This is a genomic window from Bacillus sp. PS237 (genome assembly GCF_037963345.1).
In the GTDB taxonomy this organism is placed as follows: domain Bacteria; phylum Bacillota; class Bacilli; order Bacillales; family Bacillaceae; genus Bacillus; species Bacillus subtilis.
Genome location: NZ_CP150156.1, coordinates 2746396 through 2771864, shown reverse-complemented (window position 1 = coordinate 2771864; position 25469 = coordinate 2746396). Strand labels below are relative to the sequence as shown.

Below are 25469 nucleotides of genomic sequence, written 5' to 3'. Positions count from 1 at the left end.
ATGAAAATCGGAAAAATAAATACTTTTTTGTTGGGAGTATGTCAGTTTATTAAGTTGAACTTGCATACTCTTTTATTTTTGGCCGGCTTGTTTGTTATCGACTATGGGGTTTTCTTTCTCCATCCAGTAGCCGGCTTTATTGTGGCAGGTCTTTTTCTCGTTCTTATTGCCTTCTTACTGAATCCAAAAGAAGAGGGAGGGGGGTGATTAAGTGGCATTCTTTCGATCGTTAGATAAGCAGAGCCCAGGAGCACGAGAGTTCAATGAAATCATTCTCGGATTGGACGGACTGTCTTACACGTCTGTCAGTGCGATCAAAAATAGCGATGTGTTCACGGCAGTTCTTACCCTAGCCTCTGATATTGCAGCGTCGCCAATTATGGTTCACCAAAATGGCGTTGAGGAAAAGGATTCCGATCTGTTCAGGTTACTGAATGAGAAGCCAAATGATTATTATTCGGGGTACTTTTTTAAATTTATCTTGGTGGCTAACGCTTTAATGAACGGCCAGTCTTATGCGGAAATAGTCAGGGATAAAGAGGGCACGCCCTTAGAGCTTATCCATTTATTGAACAGTGAAGTCTATGCCGAGCAGCTGCAGGACCGGAATGAAATACTGTACCGGTATTATCCGTCTGGCAGCAAAGAAAGGGTCTTGAAGCCTGAAAATGTACTGCACATTAAATTTTTCAGCATGGACGGAATAACGGGTATAAGTCCCCTTTCTAGTCTTAAGCACGAGATTGAAAGCCAGGAGGCGGGGAAGCGCCTTGTCACAGACTTTTTCAGAAGAGGCGTTAATTTAAGCGGTATTGTAAACATGAAAAAAGGCCATTTGTCTCCTGAGGCAAAGGACAAAATCCGTAATGAATTTGAAAAAGCAAACTCTGGCATAAAGAATCAGCAGCGCGTTGTTGTACTTGATGAAAATATGGAGTTTAGCCAGTTAGAAATTAATACGAAAGTGCTTGAGATCGTGAATAACTACACGCATTCAACGAAACAGATAGCCAAAGTGTTCGGGCTGCCGGCGCACAAGCTGGGTATTGAGCAGGTCAACACGTCACTTGAACAAGCTAACTTGGACTATCTGACAAATACACTATCCAACTATTTTGCGGCCATCGCCTCAGAGCTTAATTTCAAAATGCTGCCGTACCCTTTAAACCTGCAGCGGAAATTTCAATTCGACACACGGCGATTTAGAGAAACAGACGCGAAAACAAAGCGCGAGAACGTTATTGCCTTGCTGCAAAACGGTATCTTCTCTCTCAACAATGCCCTGGCTGAGTATGGTTACGAGCCAATACCAAACGGAGACAAGCGTTACATGAGTTTGAACTATGTGAACATTGATTCAATGGACGAGATTCAGAAAGCAAAAGCAAAGAGCCTGCCGATCTCGTCAGCAGGTGAAGGAGGTGAGGGGAATGTCTAAGGAAGTAGAGATTAGAACATCGCAGGAAGGGGCGTTAAAAGCTCATTCAGACGATGACGGCCCGAAAGTAATTAGCGGCTATGCTTTAAAGTTCGGCACCCGAAGCCACAATTTGGGCGGTTTTATTGAGATGATTGATAAAAGGGCTCTGGATCAGACAGACATGAGCGATGTGCGGGCTTTAATTGACCATGACCCGTCCAAGATTCTTGGCCGTACGTCTGCCGGCACGCTTAAGCTTGAAGTTGATGACATTGGCTTAAGGTTCGATGTTACTTTGCCGAATACACAGTACGCATCGGATTTATACGAAAATCTACGGGTTGGCAATATCTCAAATTGTTCTTTCGGCTTCATGCTGGGGAAAGATGGAGACAGTTTTACTCGTGACCAGGAAACCGGCTTGCCGTTGCGGAGCTTGAGAAACATTTCAAAGCTTACAGATGTGTCAGTCGTTACCTATCCGGCTTATGAAGACACTGACGTGACAATTGCCAAACGGAATTTACAGCAGTACGAGGAAAGAAACCGGAATCCGGAAAAAGAAAAGCTGCTGCTGCAGCTGGATTTATTAAAAATAGGATTGTAAAAGCACTCGAAAATCGGGTGCTTATTTTATTTGAAAAGGAGCAAACAAATGTTAACTGAAAAAATTAAGGAACTACGATCACAGATTATTAGAAAACAAACGGCCATCAATACAAAAATCACAGATGCCCAAAAACGAGCAGAGGAAGACAAGCTGGACGAAGCTACAGCTCTGAAAGGTGAAATTACCTCCATGAAAGAAGAGCTTGACGCCCTGCAAAAAAAGCTTGCGGAGTATGAAGAGTTAGCAGGACTTAAGCCAGAGAACCCAGCGCCAGCTGGCGGTAAAGAAGACGACGAGGAGAAAAGATCAATGCCTGGCGGAGGATTCCGTACAATCATCAAACCAGGTAGAACAGAAGAGGTAAGAGCTTTTGAAGAGTTTTTGCGATCAAAAGGAGAAAAACGCGACGGGTTAAAATCTGATGGCGCTGAGGCGATTATTCCAATTGATGTAATCACCAAACCCCAACAGGAACCGGAAGATGTTGTGGACCTTGCCGCAATCGTTAATAACGTGAATGTGACCACTGCTTCCGGTAGTTATCCGGTTCTAGCAAATGCTGATACAGGTCTAGTCTCTGTGGCGGAATTAGAGAAAAACCCTGAATTGGCGAAACCTAAGTTCAACAAAGTACCTTGGGCCGTAGAAACATATCGCGGTCATCTGCCTATTTCACAGGAGGCTATTGATGATTCGGGTGTGGATTTGACTGCAATCGTGGCAAATCATCTGCAGCAGGTTAAACGTATCACGAAAAATACAAAAGTGGCGGAGGTTCTTCGGTCATTCCCAGCCAAATCAGTGACAGGTACAGACGAAATCAAACGCATCTTAAATGTTGATTTAAAGCAAGCATACGCCAGAAATATTGTTGCGACTGCATCAGCGTTTCAATTCCTTGATACGTTGAAAGATAAAAACGGCCAGTACATTTTACGTCAGGACATTTCTACGCCAACAGGAAAGATGCTGCTTGGCAGCCAGGTCAATGTTGTGGACGATACTGTTTTAGGCGAGAAAGCCGGCGATGCGGTTATGTTTATCGGAGACTTGAAAAAAGCCGTCTTCTTCGCAAACCGTGTGGAGGCTACGGCGAAATGGGTAGAGAATGACGTTTACGGTCAGGTCCTTTCTCTGGCAGTTCGTTTTGACGTGAAAAAGGCTGATGAGAAAGCCGGTTACTTTGTCACTATTAATCAAACGACAACTAGCACAGAAGACCAGTCAGCGGTAGACGTGGGACAATAAAAAATAATTTAAAAGGATGATTGAAAATGGGAGAAGAATTTCTAAATAAAAGCGGGAACGTTTGGACAGCATCGGAAAAGGACACGGACGGAAAGCCGATAACACGGGTTTACCTCGGTGGAAACAGTGAAGAAAATCCCCTGTTTATCAAGGGAATGCCGGGCGAACAAGGACCACAAGGTCCAGCAGGTCCGCAAGGCCCTAAAGGCGATCCGGGCGAACAGGGACCGAAAGGAGACACGGGCCCACAAGGCCCTCAAGGAAAGACCGGTGCCCAGGGTCCTCAGGGTGAAGCTGGCCCTCAAGGTCCTAAAGGAGACAAGGGCGATCCTGGTAAAGACGGCTTTGGGACGGAAGAGCAATACAATGAACTTGTTAAACGTATTGAAGCCCTGGAACAAGCAGCACAAGCAAAATAATGACGTAATGGGACGCTTACATGCGTCCCTTTTTGTTTGTAAAGGAGTGATGGGATGACGCTGGAAGAATTAAAGCTTGCGATGCGGATAGATCACAACTTTGATGATGGGTTCATCGAGCAGCTGAAAAATGCTGCGGAAGATTATATCAAGGACGCCGTAACGCTTTCGCCAAACAGGGATGCTTTCTTTCAAAACAACCCTAAATTTGATACAGCTGTCATGTTCCTGGTCGGTGCCTGGTATGAACAGCGCGTATCCTCAATGGACAAAGCGTTGCAAGAAATACCTTTCGGCGTAACAAACTTTATTCAGCAATTCAGAGGGGCGTATACAGATGGACTTTAGCCGACTCAATACACGCATCACTTTTGTTACACGGAAGAACGGGAAGGACCCGGAAACCAGGGAGAACATTGTGGTAAATGAACCCTTATTTTCTTGCTGGGCTGAGATAAGAGAGCAGAAGTTACGGGAAAAGCTCACGACAGCTGGCACCTTCTTAGAGAACAGCATTACGTTCATTATTCGCTATCAGCAAATTAAGAAGGCGACAAATAACATGCATGTTCTTCATGATGATGAGCTTTATGAAATAAAAGACATTCTCCCAAACTCTCAGGACAAAAACCTGATTAATGTTTTTGCGGAAAAGGTGAGCTGATGGCGCGGCAAGATGACGGTATCGGAGGTATAGAAAAAGAGCTTGATAAGCTTGCAAGAAAAAATACCAGGGCAGCCAAAGCAGCCGTCCAGGCAGGCGCTCAGGTTTTTGCTGAGGCGCTGGAACGTAACACACCCCCAGGCAGAGAGAGCAGCCACAAGATGCACATGAAAGATAATGTGGTGTATTCAAAGGCGAAGGAAGACGGGGAGATATATGCAAGTGTGGGTTATGGGAAAGAAACAGCATCCCGCCTTCACTTCTCTAACTTTGGAACGATCAAGCAGCCCCCGCAGCATTTCATTGAGAGGACATCAAACGAAATGGAGCAAACGGTTTTGCAGATTGTACAGCAAGTTTACATGAGGGAGCTGGGACTATGATGCTTCCCATCCAGGAAGTTGAAAAGCTTTTAAGTGAAAACGAAATACTTACTTCTCTTGTGAACAGTGACCGGATATTCCTTGTCTTTGTTCCAGAAGAAGATCAGGACATAGAAAAGGCTCCAATGATTCGCATTAACGAGCTTGAGAGCCACAGAAAAGACTATGCGGATGATAGGGCCCTAACATTTGAGGTTGATATTCAAATAGATTTATGGACCAAAACAATAAAGGACGCCCAGGCTATTCAACCTGTGATTGATCAGATCATGGCAGAGAACGACTACAAACAATATGCGTCAGCCTTTGACCGTGACCCAGATATTGCTCTGTACCGGTACGCCCGGAGATACAGAGCGACCAAATTAATTGATATTCAAAAATAAACATAGAAAAGGATGATATGAATGGCTAAGACGGGACTAAGCGGCATTAAATATGCCGAGCTTGTTGATGAAAAAGCCTCTGCTATCGTAGATATGCCTGGGGCAATTGAAGCGAAGCTGGATGTTTCTTCTGAACTATCACCCCTTTATGCAGATGACGGCATTTTTGCGGTGAAAAGTACAGGAGTCAGTGAAACAAAACTTGAGTTAAATGTCGCAGACCTTACTACCGAAATGAAAAGAACTCTTTTAGGTGTGAAGGTTGTTGATGGTATTGAAGAGTACCACAAAGATATGGAGCCGCCTTACGTGTGCATTACATGGCGTCAAAAACACCATGAGAAAGGCTATGTGTATTACGCTCTGTTAAAAGGAAAATTCGGCATCCCTTCTGTGGAAGGGAAAACGAAAGAAGATAAAATTGACTATCAAACAGACACGATCGAAGGACAGTTCTTGCCGCGTAAATCGGACGGGCTCGTGTTCCTGATTGGTTACGATCAAAACGATGGATTCACATTAGAAAAATTCTATGAACGTGCTTATGGGATGCTGCCAGATGGCATGACAACAGAAGAGGTAAGTGCAGATTTAGGGAAATAAAACTGGCAGCCGGACAGCGGCTGCTTTTTCTATAAAAATTAAAAGGTGGGTTTCACAATGGTTAAAGCAGTTTTAAGAGATTATGCCCTAGCTGAAGTAGATGAAAACGGCGAAATTGTATCTGTTCCAGAAAAAACATTTGTTCAGCCAATTGTTACAGCAAGATATACGTATAGAGCTTTAGAAATACATGCAAATGCAATGGATGAAGAATCTGGAATGACAGAGCATGATGTAATGGATGACATGATGACTCTTGTTTTGGACATATTCAAAAATCAATTTACATTTGATGATATTCTAGACGGTGTTCAATCTGATGATTTATTTGACTGGCTCAGAGATATTATTGATCAGGTTATGATTAAAGATAAAAAAAAGGCTCAATTGAAGAAGAAGGCCGAGAAAGCTCAAAAATAACAGGGAAGCCAATGACCTACAGGGACTATCTTAACAGGATGAAGCAAATGTATCTTGACTTGATGGAAAATGGTTACAAGCTTCATGAAATAGATGACATGGATGTACAACGCTTTTTTGATCTTGCAACTTACAAGCATCAGGAAGAAAACAAACTTGTCCCTGCTTATCAAATATTCGGTGCAACTTTGTAAAAGGGTGTCTGTAAAGGCGCTCTTTTTGTATTTTAAAAAAACGGTAGAAGGGAGGTAACTATTTGGCGACGGAAGGCAGACCGATAGGAAATTTAGTCATTAATACCACGCTAAACGATGCCGGTGTAAACAGAGGGATAACCGGTCTTAGAAATAACCTCAAAACAGCACGGACAGCAACAAAAGCGACTGTTCAAGAGTTTAAAGCGATGGGTGATGAACTCACGGCCAGCAAAAAGCAGGTTGAAGGTTTATCAAATGAGCTTTCCATTCAAGAGAGGATTGTGGAAGAATACCGGAAATCTTACGAGAAACAGGTTGAGCTATACGGCGAAGGCTCACAGCAGGCCCAGAAATACGCCCAGCGGCTCAATACGCAGATTCAATCGTATCATTCTCTGGAAGGGTCTCTGCGGCGCGCACAGATGCAATACCAACGATTGGAGCAAGCCCAAAGCCAAGCAAGTGAAAGCGCTGATGAGTTGACGGACAGCCAAAGAGAGATCGGTGACGCAAGTGGTGACGCCGGCGGGAAAGTATCCAAATTCAGTTCTTTTATAAAAGTCGGCCTGGTCGGTGCGTTGACTGCAGGCGTTGCCAGTGTCGGTGCCCTAACAGCTGCAATCGGCGGGCTTGGTGCCAAAATGGCACTGGATACGCAGGCGGCCCAGGGAGAAATTCGGGCTCAATTAGGGCTTACGGAAAAAGAGGCTCAGAAGGTTGCAAGTTCAGCAAAAAGCTTGTGGGCTGATGGTTTCGGTGACAGCGTTGGGGAGGCTAAAAACGCACTCGTCAACGTAAAACAAAACGTGAAATCGCTAAAAGGTGCAACCGATGACACGGTAAAAGAAGTCACGAAGGGCACCATGACCATCGCTAAAGCTTTTGACCAAGACGGGAATGACATTACAAAGTCAATCAACGCAATGCAAAATTCATTTGATGGACTTTCCACTGATGCAGCAATGGACATGATCACCAGTGGTTTTCAGAAGGGCCTTGATTATTCCGGAGAGTTCTTAGATTCGATTAACGAATATTCCAATCAGTTTGCAGCTGCAGGATTCTCCACACAAAGAATGTTTTCAGTCTTTCAGGCGGGTGCTGAATCAGGAGCGTTCCAGCTGGATAAGGTTGGCGATCTGATCAAAGAAATGAACATTCGTTTATCAGACGGAACAGCAGACGAAGCCATGCAGTCACTATCAAAACACACCCAAGATTTATACGCTCAGTTTAAAAAGACTGGGAAGGGCGGCGACCTGGTTTTCTCGGCCGTTATGAAAGATATTGACGGCATGAAAAACAAAAGCGATGCCTATAAGATAGGGCAGCAAATTATGGGTACGCAGTTCGAGGATTTAGGACAAAAAGGCGTCTCTGCCCTGGCTAACATAGAGAATAGCTTTTCAAATACAAGCGGAGCAACCAAAAAAGCAGGCCAGGCCCTACAAGATAATTTTGGGACAAGACTTAAAAAAATTGGCCGTTCTGCCTTGGCGTCGTTAGAGCCTATTGGAAATGGGGTCCTAAGCTTACTTGAACCGGTCATGGCTGGCTTAGAGTCTGGCATGAAAAGCCTTGAACCGACTTTTAACAATATCGCGAATGCCGGAAAAAATCTAAAGACTATTTTCTCTGGCATTATGGACGTTTTCAATGGTGATACGTCAAAAGGTGCCGATAAACTGATGGACTTTTTCCCGGTGTTAACGGTCCAAACCATTATCGACGGGATAAACAATATCAAGACAGCTTTTTCGGGCTTTAAGCAGCAGGCACAGCCCATCATATCCAACATGAAGGCAAGTTTTGACGCCATGAAGCCGACCTTTTCGGCTCTCGGCACTATTGCATCCCAAGTTTTTGGAACTCTTGGTCCTCTGGTCAAACAGGCACTAGGCGGCGTGATGTCGTTTATTGGTCAACTCACTGGACAATGGAAGTCTTTCTGGGAGCAAAACGGTTCCGTGATCTCTCAAGCCCTCCAAAATGTGTGGTCCGTTGTCCAATTTGTCATGCCGGCTGTACTTGCGATCATACGTTCTGTTTGGGGGAATATAAAGGGCGTCATCACTGGCGCTATTTCAATTATCCAGGGCGTTATCCTCGTTTTTTCTGGGTTACTAACCGGGAATTTTTCAAAAATGTGGGAAGGAATTAAGAAAATATTTTCTGGCGCGATAAAAGTTGTCTGGAATGCAATCCAACTTTCATTTTTCGGCAAGATTCTCGGCGGTGCCAAGGCTCTCGGCGCTGGCTTAAAGGGCATTTTCCCAAAAATGTGGGGGTGGATCAAAAGTTTATTTAAAGATGGAGCCACAAATGCCGGGAAAATGTTTAGCTACTTGAAAGATAAAGCCCTGAAAATTGTCACTGACATGAAAACTAGTATTTCTAAAAAATTCACTGACATTGTAGACGGGGCAAAGGCGCTGCCTAAGAAAATGGGTGACGGAATTAAGAGCATGGCAGGCAAAGCCTGGGACGGAATAAAAGCGTTTGGAAACAGAACGCTTCGCGGATTCGGTAAAATCATTAACGGCTTTACTCAGCAGGGCATTAACTGGATTCTAGGAAAAATCGGGGTTGATACTAAAATCCCTAAATGGGAAGTGCCGCAGTATGCAAATGGTACAGGCGGACACCCAGGAGGCCCAGCCATTCTTGGTGATGGTAAGGGCTCAAATGCTGGACCAGAAGCTTTTATAACCCCTTCGGGCCACATGGGGCTGAGCCCTGCGACTGATACGCTTATGAACCTTCCTCAAGGAACACAAGTCTTGTCAGCAATTGACACTAAAGCTTTTCTTTCAGGGGTTCCGGCTTATGCAAACGGAACGAAGAAGAAAGAAGGCTTTATTTCAAAGATGTGGAATGGAGCAAAGGCAGCCGTTGGAAGAGTGAAGGACCTTGCCTTAGATGTATTTGACTATATCAGCAACCCGTCAAAACTTGTCAAAAAGGTCATTGAAAAGCTGGGATTGAAACTGCCCAAGGTAAAAGGCATTACCGGCGATGTCCTAAAGGGCTCCTTCTCCCTTATCAAAAAGAATTTTGTTAATTTCATTAAAGATAAGTTTGGAGAATCAAGCAACTTCGGTGAAGGCGGCACTGCAGCCGTCAAAAAGTGGGTTGCTCAAGCCTTAAAGATAAAAGGGCTGGGTTCAGAGTATGCCTCAGCACTTGAGACAATAGCGATGAAGGAATCGGGCGGCAATCCGAATGTCGTAAACAGATGGGATTCAAACTGGAAAGCAGGACACCCTTCCCAGGGGCTTATGCAGTTCATACCAAGCACCTTTAACGCCAATAAGGAGCCTGGATATGGGAATATCAAAAACCCAGTACACCAAATTCTAGCCTCAATCAACTATCTCAATAGTCGATATGGCGGCATTTTGAATCATCCTGGCTTAAAGTCAATGGCGCGCGGCGGCCGTTACATCGGTTACGATACAGGCGGATTGATTACGCGTGATCATATGGCGGAGGTGCATAAAGGGGAAATGCTGCTGCCGTTGCGTCAATTTAGGCGCAGCCAAGCTCATAAGGTTCTCAGCCAGGCGGGTAAAATGGTTGGGTATGAGCCGGAAAGCCGGTCAAACTCAAGCGATGCAAACGCATTAAAAACCATGGTGACTCTGCTGCAGCAACAAAACAGCAATCAGCAAGCCGAAATTAATCTGTTAAGCCAAACGGTAAGACTATTAACGCAGCTTGTAGCGAAAGACCCAAATGTAATACTAAGCGTTCAAGAATTAAATAAAATTCAAGACGAAGCATACAACAAGGAAAGAAACCAAAAGGGATTGCTGAACAATGTAAGCTTCTCTTAGGAGAGTGGTAGGTTGATAAACTATGATCTAATAATAGACGGCAAGTATTTAAGCGAGACTCTTCCAGGTGTCTCGCTTTCTTCATTTAGGCCGGAGGCGCCAGTGTTCGAAAGGCAGACGGCAGGGACAAACGCGCTCATTAATGGGACGATGATGCTTAAGCGGGGGAACACTGGGCGTTACACAGAAAGAAAAATCAACATAAAAGTGCTTGTGGAGGCAAACAGTTCTTATCAGTTCCAGATCAAAAGGGACGCCGTTTACAACCTTTTTGTAAAAGAGGACCCTTACTATGTGATCAACACACAGCAACCCTATAAACGATGGCTTGTTACGTGTGATGACGCATTTTCTATCTATCAAGAAAACGGAAAAAAGTATCAGGAAGTGGATATTGCATTAACAGCCATTCAGGGGCTTGCTGAGTCACTATATGACAGCACAGTATCTATGGAATTGAAGGACGAAAAGTTTCACTTGGGCATGAATATCCGGCGGGACTCGACCCCTGTGTTTCGCTTTCAAAATAAAAACTCTTTTATAGTGGATAACATAGGGGACGTAAAATTGGACCCGATTAATTACAATTACAACGTCGAAATGTACCTGCAGGGTACTGATATTTCAATCACTAATATCACAACAAACGAAACCCTGATGCTGAACGGTAAATTTTCAAAAACGGATAAGATAACGCTTTTGAAGCATCACATTTTGAAGAACTCTGCGCCTATTTCCGATAGAAGTGGGCGGTTCCCGACTCTTGCAGCCGGCCAGAATCAATTTAGGATTGCCGGCGCTACCTACAGCGATATCCGATTCATTACACACTTTTATTATAAATAGGGGGTGATGCTCTTTGAATCAGATGTTTGTACATGACATTAAAACCGGTCAACAGCATGAACTCATTCACGTTGAGCCCAAAGTGAACGATGATATCACTGGGAAAAAGGATTTGTCTTTCTCAATTACTTTAACTGAATACAATCAGATTCCTTTCAATGCTTTAGTCGGAAGGAATTTTATTATTATCGACGAGGTGCGGTATAAAAAGCAGCAGTATTTTATTAACACGCCCACTATTAAACAAGAAGGGGCCTTGCTGACAAAAGACATAACAGCTACGCATATCTATTCCTTTAGGGCGATCAAGCATGTTGTTCATGAAACTATTGAAGGTACAAAAACTCTCAATGAAGCACTTAAGCACGCAGTAAAAGACAGTGAAATCACATTTACAATTATGCCTGATGCGAAGGAGATCGAGGCTAAAAAGCTGGAGGGTTTCGGCAATAAAAAGACCTCCGAGCTGATGGATGAAATCATTTCTACCTATGGTGTTGAAATCATCCCGGATAACACTCATTTATACATTTATAAAAAAGCCGGCAAAGAGATTGTAAAAAGGCTGGATAACCTTTCAAATCTCACGTCTTTACAGATTACAACAAGTGAAGATAACACGACAACACGGGTGAAAGGATACGGGAAGCTCAAGGAAGATAAAGACATCCTGGGCGATCAGTCGATATCCTACGATTCCAAAACAGGCACCTGGGCATATGATAGTTCATTAAAAGCAGATTACACGAAGAAAATAGGAGCCTCGTTTTCTTTCTCTTTCACAGGGACAGGCTTTAAATTCAAAACCCTTGTGTCGAAGCTGGGCGGTAAATGGGAATTTAAGATAGGCGATCAGACGAAAATCATATCTGTCTATAAAGATTCAGACCCGACAGAAAAAGAGTTTGATATCATTCGGGGCCTGGACAGCAAGACTTATAAGGTAGTAGCTACCTTTAAAGGCAGGGACAGCAATAACCCAAATACCAAAGGCACAAAGAAAGCTGACCCGGTCATGTATCTCCTGCGCGGCAACATTATCGGGGTGTACAGAACTTTCAAGAATGAGGATGAAAAGTATGTCTTTCCCCCAGTAACCTATGTCCATCCAGAAGAAAAAAAGTTTCTGATTAACGGGCAGCCATCCTGGGCAGAACCGGTCACGGATGATTCAATCAAGACAAAGGATGACATGATTAAGCTACTTAAAACCAAAGTCAATCCTTACGCAGAGGTGTCTTATGATGCCGACTATGTGGAATTGTTAGATCAGGCCTTGGCTGATATAGAAGAGCCGGTTATGGCAGGCGATACAATTCGTGTATATGCGGATACGCCTTTGAACGGGGTCACTTTTGATGGGAAGCTGAGAGCAACAGGGGCTTCATATAACCCATTGAGACCAGAACAGCCCTCTGACCTGACAATTGACGGGAAACGAAAAAGCCGGGTAGACGTGGAAATAGAAGAGAAAAAGCGCGCAAAGAACCAGGAACAGGCCATCAAGAATTATCAAAATCAATTAGCCACTGGACTGGCTGAAATCACTCAAATTAAGCAGAGCTTGGCTACTGCACAACCGTCTCAACAGACCACATATACTTTCTCTATTCAATTCTTAAATGGTGAATGGTCTGTGTCTTATGGCGAAGGCTTTGCTTCCTTGGAATCTGGCATCCTTTCTTTGAATACAGACGATGATTACACCATCCAGTATGTGACCGGTGATGCTAATTTTATTATGAAAGAGGCGGGCTACTCACTTTATGTTGATGATGTTGACGTAAACAAGATTAATATAACCCTATATAAAGATGGTAAACTCAGTGATCCTCTTGGAGTTCCAGACGGATCGAAAGTAAAAATCCTCATAGTAGGACAAAAATAGAGGTGACTTTATGACGCTTTATTTAAACAAAAGGCATGGTGATGCCCCAAACACAAAATTATTTAGCCAACTTGATGAAAATGCAAAGGCCACAGAACATGAGGTCAATCTCTTAGAAGATAAATTAAAATATCATGAAAAATCACAAACCGCCCATACGTCGGATCAAATCGACCATGGCGGTTTTTCTTTACGCACATATATTGAAAGTCTCTATAACCGGATGCGAAATCTGATTCTTAATGCTGACGGAACAAATGTAAAAGAGGTCGTCGATGCTCGTGTTGATGCTGACGGTAATATTGCGCCCTTATTAAAAGAACGGCTTGACCGGGATTACATGAGGCTGAATAAGCGTATAAAACGTGTCGTTCATGTGGATGATTACGGAGCCGTTGCCGATGGAGTGACAGACAGTTCCGATGCAATCGCGAAAGCCATTGGTAACGGTAAAGTAAAAATTAAGCTGGGCCCGGGCGTCTACGTTGTTCGCGGCGTAAAACTAAAGGATAATATCATTTTTGAAGGTGACGGATTGGACATCACGACCCTTATACTTCATGAAGATACACCGTCTGATGAATGGGTGCTTACGAATGCTGATCATCAGGGGGGAAACCAAAATATTGTGATTCGTGACATGACCCTTGATTGGAACCGAAACCGACAAAATGGAACGATGAGGGCGATGGGCGGAGTTAAATCCAGCTGCTTGTTATTAGCTCATGTTACAAATGCTTGGGTGCAAAGAGTACGGACCGTAAACCCGGCCTTACATGGGATTGATATTTCTGCACCAACTTACGATATTTCAGATAGCGACTACACTAAAAACGGAAGTAACTTAGTGTGGATAGATCATTGTATCTGCGAAGGATACGGAGACGACGGAATCACAACTCATTACAGCGAGAATATATTCATCACAAACAATGTCTGTTTAAATCCATCAGGAACGGCCCACGCCCTGGGTAAAGCCAATTCAAATGGAATTGAAGTTGATGACGGCTCAAAAAATGTGTGGCTCTTAAATAACTACACTGAGGGTAATATTCGCGGGGTTGAAGTGAAAGCTCATGCACAGTGGCCGGCACCATCAAACATTCATATTCAAGGGCATGAATCTTTCCGAGACGTGCGGTCTTACGATCTTCGGCACATCGGGCATCATTTAGCTGACGAGCCTTGGAGTGAAACAGCGCGGGACGTTACTTTAGTGAACTGTACAGCAAAAGAGCCAGTTTTCAATGATCTTTATGCAGGTTTAGAGCCAAAGGCGCTTGCTGTCTCTGCTTATCAGCGAGTTAATATCATTGGGTTTACGGCTATAGGAGACCCCGCATATGACTATAAGGGGACAAATATCATCACTTTTCAATACAAAAGCCGAAAAATTGATGTTAGCGGCCTCAAGATTTCAGGTTTTGCCACAGCGGGCTCAGACATCCATATTTATGGTGGAGATCAAAAAACGGATGATGTTCATATCTCAGGTTTTACCATTCATGACTCGGCACCCGTTGGAATTGGTATCGGGGGTGGCGTTTATAACGTTACGTTAATGAATGGCATTGCCCATACAAGGGGCGGAACAGCTGGTATCACATCGCCAAACAACCAGACAGAGATCATTGCTGTTCGTGCAGTTGGCTATACGGACGCTGCCAACTTAGCCGGGCAAAAATATAAAACTGTCCCAAACAATATGAAAGGCGGCTTTCGTGCGGCTACCACGACCGGAACACCCTTAACCAACACAAGCGCTATTATTGCCAATAGCGGCTCAGCAATTGCAAAAGGTGAGCGAAATCTTATTGCCGGGAATGCCGGCGGGGCGTCCACAGAAGGCTCGCGCAATGGTGTGCTTTTCTCATGGGATTCTCATACAAAAGGAGACAGTGGTTCTTCGGTTGTTATGGTTTCAAAAAATGTAATCAATACCAAAGAATACAGCATCGCTTTAGGGCATGGCGACGGTAGTCCATCAGAAGGAAACAAAAAGATCGAGTTAGACGCAATGGGCGGTAATGTACGCGCTACAAACCGTGTGGAAAGCGTCTCTGACCTTAAAGACTTCGCGGAATACTTTGAGTCAGCTGACGGACAGAAAATTGAAGCCTCCTATCTTGTAGCTTTGGAAGGCGAAAAGATTCGGAAAGCCGACGCTGGCGATAAAATTCTCGGTGTCGTATCAAAGACGGCCGGGCTTGTCCTTGGTGGTGCTGCTTTCGATTGGAAGGACCGGTATTTGAGAGATGAATTTGGCGGCATTATTTATCGGGAGGTTTACGACGGTGAACGGGTTATAACGGTCCCGGCGGAAAATCCAGACTACGATCCTTCTGAGGAATATAAGCCTCGTGAAGAACGAGACGAGTGGCATGTTATCGGTCTTATTGGTCAGGTGTTTGTTCGTATTGACTCCACGGTGCGGGTAGGTGATAGCGTATCTGCTATTAAGGGGATAGCGACAAAAGCTGAGTCCAATGGCTACGGCACTGTAATGAAAATTGAAATGCCATATGACGAAGAAAAAGGCTACGGAGTAGCAAAGATGATCGTTACACCGCAGCATTAAGGAGGCTGAACCTTGATTTATAAAGACGCAAACGTGACTTATGATATCAATTCCCGCAGATCAGACGGGAGAGCAACAAACATTCAATTTATGACGCAAGACACGGGCAGCGCCAAGCTGTCTTTTTCTTTTACAAAAGACGGCGTTCCACTTCCATTGTCTGCGGTCGATGCAAAAATTGTTTTGCTTTATCCGGACGGCTCTTTCTATAAAAGGAGTCTCACTCTCGTAGACAAAGTGAACGGAAAAGCAGAGTATATTTTGTCTGATGCAGAATTAAAACATCCCGGTATTGTGAAAGCAGAATTAAAGCTTTACTACACAAATGGTCAGGCTCTGGCTACTTCCTTTTTTACGTTTACGATATCAAAGACATTGGAGGATCAGAACATTGTCCCGGTAGCAGAATATTACATTGATGATTTTGAGATGTTACGGGACGAGATCAGCCAAACTCTCGATGAGATAAAAGCGAAGTTCGATGAATTTGAAAACATTGAAACGAAAGTTGGCGCCCAAGAAAAAGCAGACAAGGCCGAAGCGAACGCAAAAGCTTACACGGATGTGCACGCGAATAATAAAACGATCCACATTACGGCAGACGAGCGAACAAGCTGGAACGCAAAGGAAACGACATTGGGATCGAAAAGTAAAGCTGATAAAGCGTTAGTTGACGCAAAAGCCTACACAGATGAACATGCTGCGGACACTGTTAAGCACATTACTGCAGCTGAGCGTGCGAAATGGAATAGTGCTCAACTTTTTAAAATTACAAATGATGCAGGCGGAGTTCTTATATCAATAGGAGATACGGATGATTTTCTGAGTGAAATTGTTGAAGCTGGAAAGCAATTCGGTACCTTTTATTCGTCAGGAAAGTCAACAAATGGTCCTTCTTCATTATCAACTAGAGGATTTTTTCACTTTACGTCAACGGATAGTGATGGAAAGGGCACATTTGGTTATGTAGTTGCAATTGATTATAAAAATAACGTCTTTACAAATTATCTGAACTTAAATCAAGGGTGGACTGGCTGGTCTAAATTAGAAACAGAGCACAATGCCAGGTCATACACTGATAACCTTGAAAAAAAACTAACAGATTTAACATGGTTCTCCCCGACGTTACAAAATAGTTGGGTGAATTACACTGATTCAAACGCAACAGACCAAACAAAATATAAAGTACGATATGCCAAGGATGTAACAGGTACAGTATTTGTAGAAGGTGCTATTTCAAAAGGAATAATAGGATTTGGGGTTCCTGCCTTTATTTTACCGGAGGGATACAGACCAGCTAGAGCCATCCAGTGGGTTGGAGTAGCTTCTCAAGGTGGTATGTCAGGCGTTCCACAGACACATAGGTTGCTTGTAGATATTGATGGGAAAGTTATTATAGAAAATTGTTCAAATACAGTTAAGCCTAATGATTATATTAGTTTAGGGTTTAGTTTTAAGGCTGTTTAAGGAGAGTATATAAATGATACAAGTATATAAATATAATGACGATTTTATATTTGAAACACCTGTAATAGTCGATGGAATAGACGCTAACGGTGGAAAAAGTCTCCCTAATAATTGCACAAAGATTGCACCGCCTGATGGGATGTATAAGCCTAAATTCAACCCCGAATTGAACGAATGGGGGGAGGCAGCAACTGAAGAATATATTATAAGCCTAAAGCCCACCAGAGAACCTTCAGATATGGAATTACTAAAACAGCAAAATGCTTTACTTATCTCACAATTGGCTGAAACTCAATCGATGGCTCAGCAACAGGCTAAAATGTACGCCGATTTAATACTATCACTTGCACAAAAAGGGGTTGTTTAAATGGACTGGTATAAAAGCATACTTACCTGTTATAAATGGGGATGTTATTCAAAGGATGACGTTAAAGCTTTTGTCTCTTTCAATAAAATAACCGAAAGTCAATATGAAGAAATAGTTAAGGAAGATATTGTTACTGTAGATTAAATATGATAATTTAAATCTATGAAAAATACTATCTATTTACTTTTTATTGCTTTTATTATATTAAGTGGGTGTTCAACATATAGCGGCACAGCTGCTGTTAAAGGTTCTTCGTCAAAAACACCTGACTATCATCCATTAATCATCGCACATAGGGGCGCTTCAGCGTTAGAGCCGGAACATACATTACTCTCATATAAGCGTGCCATAAAAGATAAAGCGGATTTTATTGAAATTGATTTAAGGCAAACAAAGGATCATGAGTTGGTCGCTATTCATGATAAGGATGTTGAAAGAACAACAAACGGAAAAGGAAAGATTCAGGATCTTACTCTGTCTCAATTAAAAAAAATCAATGCAGGTAAGAGTCAAAAAATATTGACAATAGAAGAGATAATAAAAGAATTTGGTCTTTCAACAAAGTATTATATAGAAACGAGAGAAGATAATAACGGAAACCTAGTAATGGAACAAAAACTCATTGACATTCTAAATAAATACAATCTTTTAGCTGAACACAAAGTGGTATTACAATCATTCAGTGAAAAGAGTTTAAAGAAGATACATTCTATTAATAAAGAGATACCGCTGGTACGCTTACTTGGTGATGATGAAGTGAAGGTCTTAACTAGCGATAAGCTAAAGCAGATAAAACGTTACGCTTATGCAGTAGGCCCTAATGCCAAATTAGTTGATAAATCCACAGTTGAAAAAGTTCATGCTGCGAATTTAAAGATTCATGTCTTTTTCGATGCGGAGAATGAGAAAAAACAAACAATGAAAATGATTAATTTAAGGGTGGATGGATTATTTTCCAATAACCCTGCTTATACAAAGAGACTAATAAACTCGTCAAATTGACGGGTTTTTTATTTTGCCTCTAAGGAGGTGATAACAAGAAATGGAGGAGACAACGGTGTTTATTAATTTTGAAACATTGGATTTAGCGAGAGTTTACCTGTTTGGGGGTGTGAAGTACCTTGATTTACTGCTAGTTCTCAGTATTCTCGACGTAATAACGGGCGTGATCAAGGCTTGGAAATTCAAAAAGCTCCGGAGTCGGAGCGCTTGGTTCGGTTATGTGCGTAAGATGCTCAGTTTTCTGGTGGTCATCGTGGCAAACATCGTAGATACAATTCTTAATCTGAACGGGGTCCTGACATTTGGAACCGTTCTTTTTTATATCGCCAATGAGGGGCTTTCCATTACGGAGAACCTTGCACAGATCGGCGTTAAGATTCCGGCTGCCATTACTGACCGGCTTCACGTAATCGAAAATGACAACGAACAAACAAATGAAAAGGATGAACAGGCTGCTGGATAACCCGGCGGCTTTTTTTATATCAAAAATAAAGGAGAGAACAACACTTATGACAATCACAGTGAAAAAGAATCTTGTATCAGAAGCTAAATACACTTTGAAATGCCCTAATCACATGGACGCTGAATACATCACCATCCACAATACAGCGAATGATGCGTCAGCTGCCAATGAGATCAGCTACATGATCGGAAATACTAGCTCGACAAGCTTTCATTTTGCAGTCGATGACAAAGAGGTTATTCAAGGGCTTCCGTTAAATCGTAACGCATGGCACACAGGAGACGGCACAAACGGCACCGGGAACCGTAAATCTATCGGTGTTGAAATCTGCTACAGCAAGTCAGGGGGACCTAAATATAAGGCGGCGGAAAAGTTGGCAATCAAGTTTGTGGCGCAGCTGCTCAAAGAGCGCGGCTGGGGTATTGATCGTGTCCGCAAGCATCAAGACTGGAACGGCAAGTATTGCCCGCACCGTATTTTGTCAGAGGGAAGATGGGACGAGGTTAAAGCTGCCATTGAAGCAGAATTGAAGGCTTTGGGCGGGAAAACAACTTCTAAACCGTCATCATCTGCGCCTAAAGCTTCTGGGGGCACTTACACAGTCAAAAAAGGCGATACTCTTTCCGTAATTGCAAAAGAACATGGGGTGAGTGTGGCAACCCTGCAAAGCTTGAACGGTATTAAGAACCCAAACTTGATCAAGGTCGGCCAAGTATTAAAGCTGACTGGATCAAGCTCTTCTAACGCTAAACCAAGTAGCAAAAAAACGTCCTATGCGCTGCCTTCCGGAGTTATTAAATTGACAAGTCCGATGACGAAAGGAACGAATGTCAGACAAGTTCAAAATGCTCTGGCTGCTCTTTATTTCTACCCGGATAAAGGGGCGAAAAATAACGGCATTGATGGCGTATATGGCCCGAAAACAGCAAATGCAGTAGAAAGATTCCAAAAGATGAACGGATTGACACCTGACGGTATCTACGGTCCGAAAACTAAGGCGAAACTCGAAGGTTTACTATAATAAAAAGACCTCCATAGTAATTATGGAGGTTTCTAATTGCTGTTTTGCCGAAGCTTCATAAAGGTTATTTTTGCATCTTGAACCAATAAATATACACCTACTACATTTATCGACAATGTGACAATAAACCATAGCCAGAATGCCCAAGCAAATGAAGTTGGTCCTAACTCAGCTGCCCAAGACTTACCGAAAAAACCCAGGATCAATATCATAATTAATGAAAAAGCCATCGGTGTCGTTAATTTTTCAACTAAAACCAAAGCTACTTTGCTCTTAGTTAATTGAGATGGGATCTGTGTTTCAGGAATCATTGATAACTTCCCTCATTTTTTGTCTTAGTTTTATTGAAATTGGTAATGATAAAATAATAAGTGCTGGTGGAATGGTTACAGCCCAGTGAATGCCTCCGAATATTGATGGAGTTAAAATTAAAGCGCTTGAAATATAACCAAATAAACTAAAAGATTTTTCGGCTTTATCTCGCTTAGAGATTAATTTATCAAGCACAGTGGGTTCCTCCTTAGCGACAATTTCTTTACTTATTATACCAAAAGAGTCTCCGGTTTGTGCATTTATCGTTTGACTTATTACTTGAGTTTCTGACAAATTTTCTTGTCTAACTTGATTAACTGTAATAGGTATTCTAAATTCAGAGCTTACTTGGTTGAAAGTATTCAGGCCTTTTGAGTTTTCTATAATATCAATGCTCGTTGAATTTTTTTGAATGCTTTGAATGTTGGATATGGATGTAGGGCTAAATACCATTGAAGCTGCTGCAAATGCAATACTAACTGTAACTGTTAAATTACCTGTGATACCATTAGAGTTAATACTTTCTTTGGCAACCCCGTCTACAAAATTCATTTATATCATTCCCCCTGAGGAAAAACATAAAGAGCAAATTCCCCGATTTTTTCTTTGTTTATGTAAATCTCAGCTGTGTACTTTCCTTTAACTTTTAATGGTACATCCCGTAAATTAAAATTAAAAAAGAAACCATTTGCTTCATCAGGCAAAGATTTATCGTGTTGAGGATTTTTAGGTAATGAAAAATCATTAGTATCTAATACGAGTTGTTGATTCGGCCCTAAAATTTTGAAACTAAATGTGTTTTCACTATTCGGGTCTATACTTGCTACCCCAACAGAAACAGAAAAACTAGGAGTTGCCGGTAGAAAAGGAGGGCGAATTAAATTTTTGGGGTTAATTATATGCTTTGTTGAGCCGTTTCCAAATTGATTAGGTACATCTTGAGTGTCTTCAGAAAATGCAAATGTAGTTACATGTGGTTTCAAAGAAATTCCTCCAAATTAAATAATGGGTATATTATGATATCAATAATATACTGTATAAGTTGGATTCTCAAGAATAATTATCCAGAAAAGTGGGTGATCACTATTTTTTAATCAGACAATATAAAAACATTTTTAGAATCAATTTCACCCCTGCAAAGTGCAACTCACTAGTACTTTCCTCCTTTTTCTCGATAAAAGGAGTTTTTTAATTGATCGAGAACGTATGTTCTGTTATCTTCTTTTTGAGGTGATTGGTGTGAAAGAGCTACCAAAAGAGCTACTTGAAGAACTTGAAAGAACTACCTTCCTAATTAATGAAGTTATAGAGATATACGAGCAGCACGAAGGAGAGCCAGCAGAAAAGCCGGCTATCACTTGCCCATCATGCCGTAAAGAATCGACTAATTATGTTTGCGATTGGTACGGTAACAGGCATGTCCATTTTCATTGTGAGTGCGGCTGCCGAGTCCATCAATAGATAAAAGGCCTCTCTTCTAACGAAAGGTCTTTTTATTATTTAAATAGATTCCGTAACAGTTTATTTGTTGCTTTACCGGCTGCACGGCGGGCAATACGTTTCCCAAGTGTGCCGTTCTTAGCAGCATTAACATCCCCTAAAATTTTTGCCGACTTGTAGAGCGCTGATCTTATTTTATTAATGTTCATAAGTGCCTCCCTGGTTATTTCTACTTAAATTATAAACCTTTTTTTAAATCAGAAAAATTTTATTGAAACATTTCGTGCAGCTGTGCGTCTAACATACGTATCCTTAGATATTTTCTGTATTTATGTCTATTTTACATGTTTATACTTAAATACAAAAAATCAAGTCATCCATAAACGCACCGTATTTATCGGAAGCCTGAATTCATCTATTGTCCACCCGCGAGAGGTGTTTAAAGAAGCGTTTAAACGATCTGCCGCTTCCTTTATCTGTGTTCATAATCATCCTTCTGGAGATCCGACGCCGAGCAGGGAAGATATTGAAGTGACAAGACGGCTGTTTGAATGCGGAAACCTGATTGGCATCGAGCTGCTTGACCATTTGGTGATCGGGGATAAAAAATTTGTGAGTTTAAAGGAAAAAGGATATTTGTAACACTTTTTTTTTCGTCGAATTAAGCTATAATAGAGTTTATGAGTTTTTCCCTTTAGGGTATTTTTGCTTTAAGAAAGGAAGATACATACATATGTTTGGAATTGGTGCTAGAGACCTTGGTATAGATCTTGGAACTGCGAATACGCTTGTTTTTGTAAAAGGAAAAGGAATTGTTGTGAGAGAGCCGTCAGTTGTCGCTTTGCAGACGGATACGAAATCGATTGTCGCTGTCGGAAATGATGCGAAAAATATGATTGGACGGACACCGGGCAACGTGGTGGCTCTTCGCCCGATGAAAGACGGCGTTATCGCTGATTATGAAACAACGGCGACGATGATGAAATATTACATCAATCAGGCCATAAAAAATAAAGGCATGTTTGCCAGAAAACCATATGTAATGGTATGTGTCCCATCAGGCATTACAGCTGTTGAAGAACGCGCTGTTATCGATGCGACAAGACAGGCGGGAGCGCGTGACGCGTATCCGATTGAAGAGCCTTTTGCCGCAGCAATCGGAGCCAATCTGCCAGTTTGGGAACCGACTGGAAGCATGGTTGTTGATATCGGGGGCGGTACGACAGAAGTTGCGATTATTTCCCTCGGAGGCATCGTAACGTCTCAGTCAATCCGTGTAGCCGGTGATGAGATGGATGACGCGATTATCAACTACATCAGAAAAACGTACAATCTGATGATCGGTGACCGTACGGCTGAAGCGATTAAAATGGAAATCGGATCTGCAGAAGCTCCTGAAGAATCCGACAACATGGAAATCCGCGGCCGCGATTTGCTCACAGGTTTGCCGAAAACAATTGAAATTACAGGAAAAGAGATTTCTAACGCTCTACGCGACACTGTATCTACAATTGTCGAAGCAGTGAAGAGCACACTCGAAAAAACACCGCCTGAGCTTGCAGCAGATATCATGGACAGAGGTATAGTGTTAACCGGCGGCGGAGCGCTTTTGCGCAATTTGGACAAAGTCATCAGCGAAGAAACAAAAATGCCGGTCCTTATCGCCGAAGATCCGCTTGATTGTGTAGCGATCGGAACAGGGAAAGCACTGGAGCACATCCATCTTTTCAAAGGGAAAACTAGATAATCGGGAGTTCAATAGAAGAGGTGTAACACGATGCCGAATAAGCGGTTAATGCTATTACTTCTGTGTATTATCATATTGGTGGCTATGATTGGATTTTCGCTGAAGGGCGGCCGCAATACCACCTGGCCTGAGAAAGTGATCGGCGATACGACGGGAGTATTTCAAAATATTTTTCATACGCCTGCCGAATTTTTTGCAGGAATATTTGAGAACATCAATGATTTAAAAAACACATACAAAGAAAACGAGCGTCTAAGAGAAAAACTTGACGGACAGACACAATATGAAGCCAAGCTTCAAGAGCTTGAAGAAGAAAACAAATCCTTGCGTGACGAGCTTGGCCATGTCAAATCGATTAAAGATTACAAGCCGATTTTAGCAACGGTCATCGCCAGAAGCCCTGATAATTGGGCGAAACAGGTCACCATTAACAAGGGGACTCAGCAAAACGTAGCGAAAGATATGGCCGTTACAAACGAAAAAGGCGCATTAATCGGCAAGATCAAAAGCTCCGGACTTAACAATTTTACGTCTGCTGTTCAGCTTTTAAGCGATACTGACCGCAATAACAGAGTCGCGACAAAAATTTCCGGAAAAAAAGGCAGCAAAGGCTACGGCTTGATCGAAGGATATGACAAAGAGAAAAAACGTCTTAAGATGACAATTATTGAGCGTAAGGATAAACAAGACGTGAAAAAAGGCGATCTTATTGAAACATCAGGGACAGGCGGTGTTTTCCCAGAAGGGCTGACAATCGGTGAAGTGACTGATATCGAGTCAGATTCCTATGGATTAACGAAGGTTGCTTATGTAAAACCTGCGGCTGACCTTACAGATTTAAATAATGTGATCGTTGTTAACCGTGACGTGCCGACTGTCGATACAGAGGAGGAAGGATCGTGAAACGTTTCCTTCTCCCTTTCGTTATGATGCTTGTTTTTTCTGCGGAAAGCATTTTTACAGATTTGGTGCATTTTCCTTTCGTTACAGATGACCAAGTGCTCGCCCCGCGTTTTTTGATGCTTGTATTGATATTCATGTCGGCTTTTATCAACCAAAAACACGCGATGATTTACGGATTTATTTTTGGCTTTCTATATGACATGAACTATACAAGTCTATTAGGCGTTTACATGTTTGGTTTTGCAGGGCTATGCTATTTGGCTTCAAAAGCGTTTAAAGTGTTGCATACAAACGCATTTGTAGTGATATTGATAGCAGTTCTGGCTGTCTGTCTGCTCGAATTTTACGTATTCGGCATTCAGTCTTTGATTCATAAAGACATTATGACGTTTAACGGATTTGTGCTTGACCGGTTTATACCGACAATTTTATTAAATATTGCAGCAGCTCTTATTCTTGTTCTGCCATTTAGATTGTTTTTTATGAGTCTAAAGAAAGAATTGAGAGATGAGTAAAAAGGATTTTATCTTTTTTTGACGAAATGAGTATGTTGTTGAGGTGAATATTGTGAAGACCAAAAAGCAGCAATATGTAACAATAAAAGGAACAAAGAATGGACTAACATTGCATCTGGATGATGCGTGTTCTTTTGATGAGCTTCTCGATGGTCTTCAGAATATGCTGTCAATTGAACAATATACCGATGGAAAAGGCCAGAAAATCAGCGTTCATGTTAAGCTGGGAAATCGCTTTTTATATAAGGAGCAAGAGGAACAGCTAACCGAATTGATTGCGTCAAAGAAAGATTTGTTTGTTCATTCTATTGACAGTGAAGTCATTACTAAAAAAGAAGCACAGCAGATAAGAGAGGAAGCCGAAATTATTTCTGTTTCAAAAATTGTCCGTTCAGGCCAAGTGCTGCAGGTAAAAGGCGACTTGCTCCTGATCGGTGACGTGAATCCCGGCGGAACAGTCAGGGCCGGAGGGAACATTTTTGTTCTGGGCTCACTGAAAGGAATTGCGCATGCTGGATTCAATGGAAATAATCAAGCGGTCATCGCCGCCTCTGAAATGCTTCCGACACAATTAAGAATCAATCATGTGTTAAATCGCTCCCCAGACCACATTCAAAAAGGGAACGAAATGGAATGTGCTTATTTAGATACAGACGGAAATATGGTCATTGAACGCCTTCAACATTTGGCTCATTTAAGACCTGATCTAACAAGGCTTGAGGGAGGAATGTGAA

Annotated in this window: 30 protein-coding genes and 1 pseudogene; 27 read left to right on the top strand and 4 right to left on the bottom strand. The window is 42.3% G+C overall.

Features of this window, described 5'->3' with window-relative positions:
* The 22 genes from NST22_RS14475 to NST22_RS14370 all read left to right on the top strand — a co-directional run bounded on the left by NST22_RS14475 (position 1) and on the right by NST22_RS14370 (position 19818).
* Positions 1 to 207, top strand: coding sequence for a hypothetical protein (locus tag NST22_RS14475; RefSeq protein ID WP_085185852.1), 207 nt, complete (start codon positions 1 to 3; stop codon positions 205 to 207).
* A 4-nt stretch (positions 208 to 211) separates the two neighbouring features.
* On the top strand, positions 212 to 1438 hold the full coding sequence (locus tag NST22_RS14470; protein ID WP_195727775.1) for a phage portal protein: 1227 nt from the start codon (positions 212 to 214) through the stop codon (positions 1436 to 1438).
* Positions 1431 to 2027: an HK97 family phage prohead protease gene (locus NST22_RS14465; RefSeq protein WP_106611094.1), complete on the top strand. Its 597-nt coding sequence runs from the start codon at positions 1431 to 1433 to the stop codon at positions 2025 to 2027. Before NST22_RS14470 ends, NST22_RS14465 begins: the two co-directional genes overlap by 8 nt.
* 48 nt (positions 2028 to 2075) lie before the next feature.
* Positions 2076 to 3278: a phage major capsid protein gene (locus NST22_RS14460; protein ID WP_163189821.1), complete on the top strand. Its 1203-nt coding sequence runs from the start codon at positions 2076 to 2078 to the stop codon at positions 3276 to 3278.
* A gap of 26 nt (positions 3279 to 3304) precedes the next feature.
* The gene (locus NST22_RS14455; protein WP_163189822.1) at positions 3305 to 3697 is read left to right on the top strand and encodes a collagen-like protein; all 393 of its coding nucleotides are present in this window, start codon (positions 3305 to 3307) and stop codon (positions 3695 to 3697) included.
* Between the two features lie 54 nt (positions 3698 to 3751).
* A complete protein-coding gene (locus NST22_RS14450; RefSeq protein WP_163189823.1) occupies positions 3752 to 4045 on the top strand; it encodes a head-tail connector protein in 294 nt (97 codons plus the stop codon).
* Positions 4035 to 4361 (top strand): phage head closure protein, encoded by a 327-nt coding sequence (locus tag NST22_RS14445; protein WP_163189824.1) that lies wholly within the window; start codon positions 4035 to 4037, stop codon positions 4359 to 4361. The genes NST22_RS14450 and NST22_RS14445 overlap by 11 nt, the downstream gene beginning before the upstream one ends.
* A complete protein-coding gene (locus NST22_RS14440) occupies positions 4361 to 4744 on the top strand; it encodes an HK97-gp10 family putative phage morphogenesis protein (protein ID WP_163189825.1) in 384 nt (127 codons plus the stop codon). Before NST22_RS14445 ends, NST22_RS14440 begins: the two co-directional genes overlap by 1 nt.
* Entirely contained in the window at positions 4741 to 5130 is a 390-nt protein-coding gene (locus tag NST22_RS14435) for a hypothetical protein (RefSeq protein WP_195727776.1), read from the top strand. The genes NST22_RS14440 and NST22_RS14435 overlap by 4 nt, the downstream gene beginning before the upstream one ends.
* Positions 5131 to 5151: 21 nt before the next feature.
* Complete coding sequence (locus tag NST22_RS14430) at positions 5152 to 5733, top strand: major tail protein (protein ID WP_095374968.1); 582 nt, start codon at positions 5152 to 5154, stop codon at positions 5731 to 5733.
* Between the two features lie 57 nt (positions 5734 to 5790).
* Entirely contained in the window at positions 5791 to 6153 is a 363-nt protein-coding gene (locus tag NST22_RS14425; RefSeq protein WP_195727777.1) for a hypothetical protein, read from the top strand.
* An 11-nt stretch (positions 6154 to 6164) separates the two neighbouring features.
* Positions 6165 to 6347 (top strand): hypothetical protein, encoded by a 183-nt coding sequence (locus tag NST22_RS14420; protein ID WP_195727778.1) that lies wholly within the window; start codon positions 6165 to 6167, stop codon positions 6345 to 6347.
* Between the two features lie 62 nt (positions 6348 to 6409).
* Positions 6410 to 10186, top strand: coding sequence for a phage tail tape measure protein (locus NST22_RS14415; protein ID WP_195727779.1), 3777 nt, complete (start codon positions 6410 to 6412; stop codon positions 10184 to 10186).
* A 12-nt stretch (positions 10187 to 10198) separates the two neighbouring features.
* Positions 10199 to 11032 (top strand): phage tail domain-containing protein, encoded by an 834-nt coding sequence (locus NST22_RS14410; protein ID WP_195727780.1) that lies wholly within the window; start codon positions 10199 to 10201, stop codon positions 11030 to 11032.
* Positions 11033 to 11054: 22 nt separating this feature from the next.
* Positions 11055 to 12920: a prophage endopeptidase tail family protein gene (locus tag NST22_RS14405; RefSeq protein WP_250620431.1), complete on the top strand. Its 1866-nt coding sequence runs from the start codon at positions 11055 to 11057 to the stop codon at positions 12918 to 12920.
* Between the two features lie 10 nt (positions 12921 to 12930).
* Complete coding sequence (locus NST22_RS14400) at positions 12931 to 15498, top strand: peptidase G2 autoproteolytic cleavage domain-containing protein (RefSeq protein WP_195727782.1); 2568 nt, start codon at positions 12931 to 12933, stop codon at positions 15496 to 15498.
* 12 nt (positions 15499 to 15510) lie between these two features.
* Positions 15511 to 16965, top strand: coding sequence for a phage baseplate upper protein (locus NST22_RS14395; protein WP_250620422.1), 1455 nt, complete (start codon positions 15511 to 15513; stop codon positions 16963 to 16965).
* A gap of 13 nt (positions 16966 to 16978) precedes the next feature.
* Complete coding sequence (locus NST22_RS14390) at positions 16979 to 17332, top strand: hypothetical protein (protein ID WP_195727783.1); 354 nt, start codon at positions 16979 to 16981, stop codon at positions 17330 to 17332.
* Positions 17333 to 17476 (top strand): XkdX family protein, encoded by a 144-nt coding sequence (locus tag NST22_RS14385; RefSeq protein WP_144481587.1) that lies wholly within the window; start codon positions 17333 to 17335, stop codon positions 17474 to 17476.
* Positions 17477 to 17494: 18 nt separating this feature from the next.
* Complete coding sequence (locus tag NST22_RS14380; protein WP_195727784.1) at positions 17495 to 18334, top strand: glycerophosphodiester phosphodiesterase family protein; 840 nt, start codon at positions 17495 to 17497, stop codon at positions 18332 to 18334.
* Between the two features lie 40 nt (positions 18335 to 18374).
* A complete protein-coding gene (locus NST22_RS14375; protein ID WP_041345135.1) occupies positions 18375 to 18797 on the top strand; it encodes a holin family protein in 423 nt (140 codons plus the stop codon).
* Positions 18798 to 18843: 46 nt separating this feature from the next.
* Positions 18844 to 19818 carry an N-acetylmuramoyl-L-alanine amidase gene (locus NST22_RS14370; RefSeq protein ID WP_195727785.1) on the top strand — a complete coding sequence of 325 codons (975 nt, stop codon included), beginning with the start codon at positions 18844 to 18846 and terminating at the stop codon, positions 19816 to 19818.
* Positions 19819 to 19850: 32 nt separating this feature from the next.
* Here NST22_RS14370 and NST22_RS14365 read toward each other — a convergent pair whose 3' ends face one another.
* The 4 genes from NST22_RS14365 to NST22_RS14350 all read right to left on the bottom strand — a co-directional run bounded on the left by NST22_RS14365 (position 19851) and on the right by NST22_RS14350 (position 21779).
* A complete protein-coding gene (locus NST22_RS14365) occupies positions 19851 to 20129 on the bottom strand; it encodes a hypothetical protein (RefSeq protein ID WP_195727786.1) in 279 nt (92 codons plus the stop codon).
* Positions 20119 to 20682: a hypothetical protein gene (locus NST22_RS14360; protein WP_327826484.1), complete on the bottom strand. Its 564-nt coding sequence runs from the start codon at positions 20680 to 20682 to the stop codon at positions 20119 to 20121. The genes NST22_RS14365 and NST22_RS14360 overlap by 11 nt, the downstream gene beginning before the upstream one ends.
* A 5-nt stretch (positions 20683 to 20687) precedes the next feature.
* Complete coding sequence (locus NST22_RS14355) at positions 20688 to 21113, bottom strand: hypothetical protein (protein WP_195727788.1); 426 nt, start codon at positions 21111 to 21113, stop codon at positions 20688 to 20690.
* 513 nt (positions 21114 to 21626) lie between these two features.
* Positions 21627 to 21779: a hypothetical protein gene (locus NST22_RS14350; protein ID WP_042975112.1), complete on the bottom strand. Its 153-nt coding sequence runs from the start codon at positions 21777 to 21779 to the stop codon at positions 21627 to 21629.
* A 127-nt stretch (positions 21780 to 21906) separates the two neighbouring features.
* Between NST22_RS14350 and radC the strand changes: the two are divergent.
* The 5 genes and pseudogenes from radC to minC form a co-directional block, all read left to right on the top strand.
* Positions 21907 to 22212 (top strand): annotated as a pseudogene (gene radC / locus NST22_RS14345) (DNA repair protein RadC); the annotation flags it as partial.
* Positions 22213 to 22303: 91 nt separating this feature from the next.
* Entirely contained in the window at positions 22304 to 23317 is a 1014-nt protein-coding gene (gene mreB / locus NST22_RS14340) for a cell shape-determining protein MreB (RefSeq protein ID WP_003229650.1), read from the top strand.
* Positions 23318 to 23347: 30 nt separating this feature from the next.
* Positions 23348 to 24220, top strand: a complete 873-nt coding sequence (gene mreC, locus NST22_RS14335) for a rod shape-determining protein MreC (RefSeq protein WP_009967915.1) — start codon at positions 23348 to 23350, stop codon at positions 24218 to 24220.
* Positions 24217 to 24735, top strand: a complete 519-nt coding sequence (gene mreD / locus NST22_RS14330; RefSeq protein ID WP_004398811.1) for a rod shape-determining protein MreD — start codon at positions 24217 to 24219, stop codon at positions 24733 to 24735. The genes mreC and mreD overlap by 4 nt, the downstream gene beginning before the upstream one ends.
* A 52-nt stretch (positions 24736 to 24787) precedes the next feature.
* Positions 24788 to 25468, top strand: a complete 681-nt coding sequence (minC, locus tag NST22_RS14325) for a septum site-determining protein MinC (RefSeq protein ID WP_004398901.1) — start codon at positions 24788 to 24790, stop codon at positions 25466 to 25468.
* Position 25469 lies beyond the last annotated feature (1 nt).

Bases quoted from the DNA above. Each gene is read 5' to 3' on its own strand.
- NST22_RS14380 (WP_195727784.1), top strand. From the start codon at position 17,495: ATGAAAAATACTATCTATTTACTTTTTATTGCTTTTATTATATTAAGT.
- NST22_RS14365 (WP_195727786.1), bottom strand. From the start codon at position 20,129: ATGATTCCTGAAACACAGATCCCATCTCAATTAACTAAGAGCAAAGTA.
- NST22_RS14350 (WP_042975112.1), bottom strand. From the start codon at position 21,779: ATGAACATTAATAAAATAAGATCAGCGCTCTACAAGTCGGCAAAAATT.
- NST22_RS14400 (WP_195727782.1), top strand. From the start codon at position 12,931: ATGACGCTTTATTTAAACAAAAGGCATGGTGATGCCCCAAACACAAAA.
- NST22_RS14405 (WP_250620431.1), top strand. From the start codon at position 11,055: ATGTTTGTACATGACATTAAAACCGGTCAACAGCATGAACTCATTCAC.
- NST22_RS14440 (WP_163189825.1), top strand. From the start codon at position 4,361: ATGGCGCGGCAAGATGACGGTATCGGAGGTATAGAAAAAGAGCTTGAT.
- NST22_RS14360 (WP_327826484.1), bottom strand. From the start codon at position 20,682: ATGAATTTTGTAGACGGGGTTGCCAAAGAAAGTATTAACTCTAATGGT.
- NST22_RS14475 (WP_085185852.1), top strand. From the start codon at position 1: ATGAAAATCGGAAAAATAAATACTTTTTTGTTGGGAGTATGTCAGTTT.
- NST22_RS14435 (WP_195727776.1), top strand. From the start codon at position 4,741: ATGATGCTTCCCATCCAGGAAGTTGAAAAGCTTTTAAGTGAAAACGAA.
- mreB (WP_003229650.1), top strand. From the start codon at position 22,304: ATGTTTGGAATTGGTGCTAGAGACCTTGGTATAGATCTTGGAACTGCG.
- NST22_RS14375 (WP_041345135.1), top strand. From the start codon at position 18,375: ATGGAGGAGACAACGGTGTTTATTAATTTTGAAACATTGGATTTAGCG.
- mreC (WP_009967915.1), top strand. From the start codon at position 23,348: ATGCCGAATAAGCGGTTAATGCTATTACTTCTGTGTATTATCATATTG.
- NST22_RS14420 (WP_195727778.1), top strand. From the start codon at position 6,165: ATGACCTACAGGGACTATCTTAACAGGATGAAGCAAATGTATCTTGAC.
- NST22_RS14370 (WP_195727785.1), top strand. From the start codon at position 18,844: ATGACAATCACAGTGAAAAAGAATCTTGTATCAGAAGCTAAATACACT.
- NST22_RS14390 (WP_195727783.1), top strand. From the start codon at position 16,979: ATGATACAAGTATATAAATATAATGACGATTTTATATTTGAAACACCT.
- NST22_RS14450 (WP_163189823.1), top strand. From the start codon at position 3,752: ATGACGCTGGAAGAATTAAAGCTTGCGATGCGGATAGATCACAACTTT.
- NST22_RS14430 (WP_095374968.1), top strand. From the start codon at position 5,152: ATGGCTAAGACGGGACTAAGCGGCATTAAATATGCCGAGCTTGTTGAT.
- NST22_RS14425 (WP_195727777.1), top strand. From the start codon at position 5,791: ATGGTTAAAGCAGTTTTAAGAGATTATGCCCTAGCTGAAGTAGATGAA.
- NST22_RS14445 (WP_163189824.1), top strand. From the start codon at position 4,035: ATGGACTTTAGCCGACTCAATACACGCATCACTTTTGTTACACGGAAG.
- NST22_RS14465 (WP_106611094.1), top strand. From the start codon at position 1,431: ATGTCTAAGGAAGTAGAGATTAGAACATCGCAGGAAGGGGCGTTAAAA.
- NST22_RS14385 (WP_144481587.1), top strand. From the start codon at position 17,333: ATGGACTGGTATAAAAGCATACTTACCTGTTATAAATGGGGATGTTAT.
- NST22_RS14460 (WP_163189821.1), top strand. From the start codon at position 2,076: ATGTTAACTGAAAAAATTAAGGAACTACGATCACAGATTATTAGAAAA.
- NST22_RS14455 (WP_163189822.1), top strand. From the start codon at position 3,305: ATGGGAGAAGAATTTCTAAATAAAAGCGGGAACGTTTGGACAGCATCG.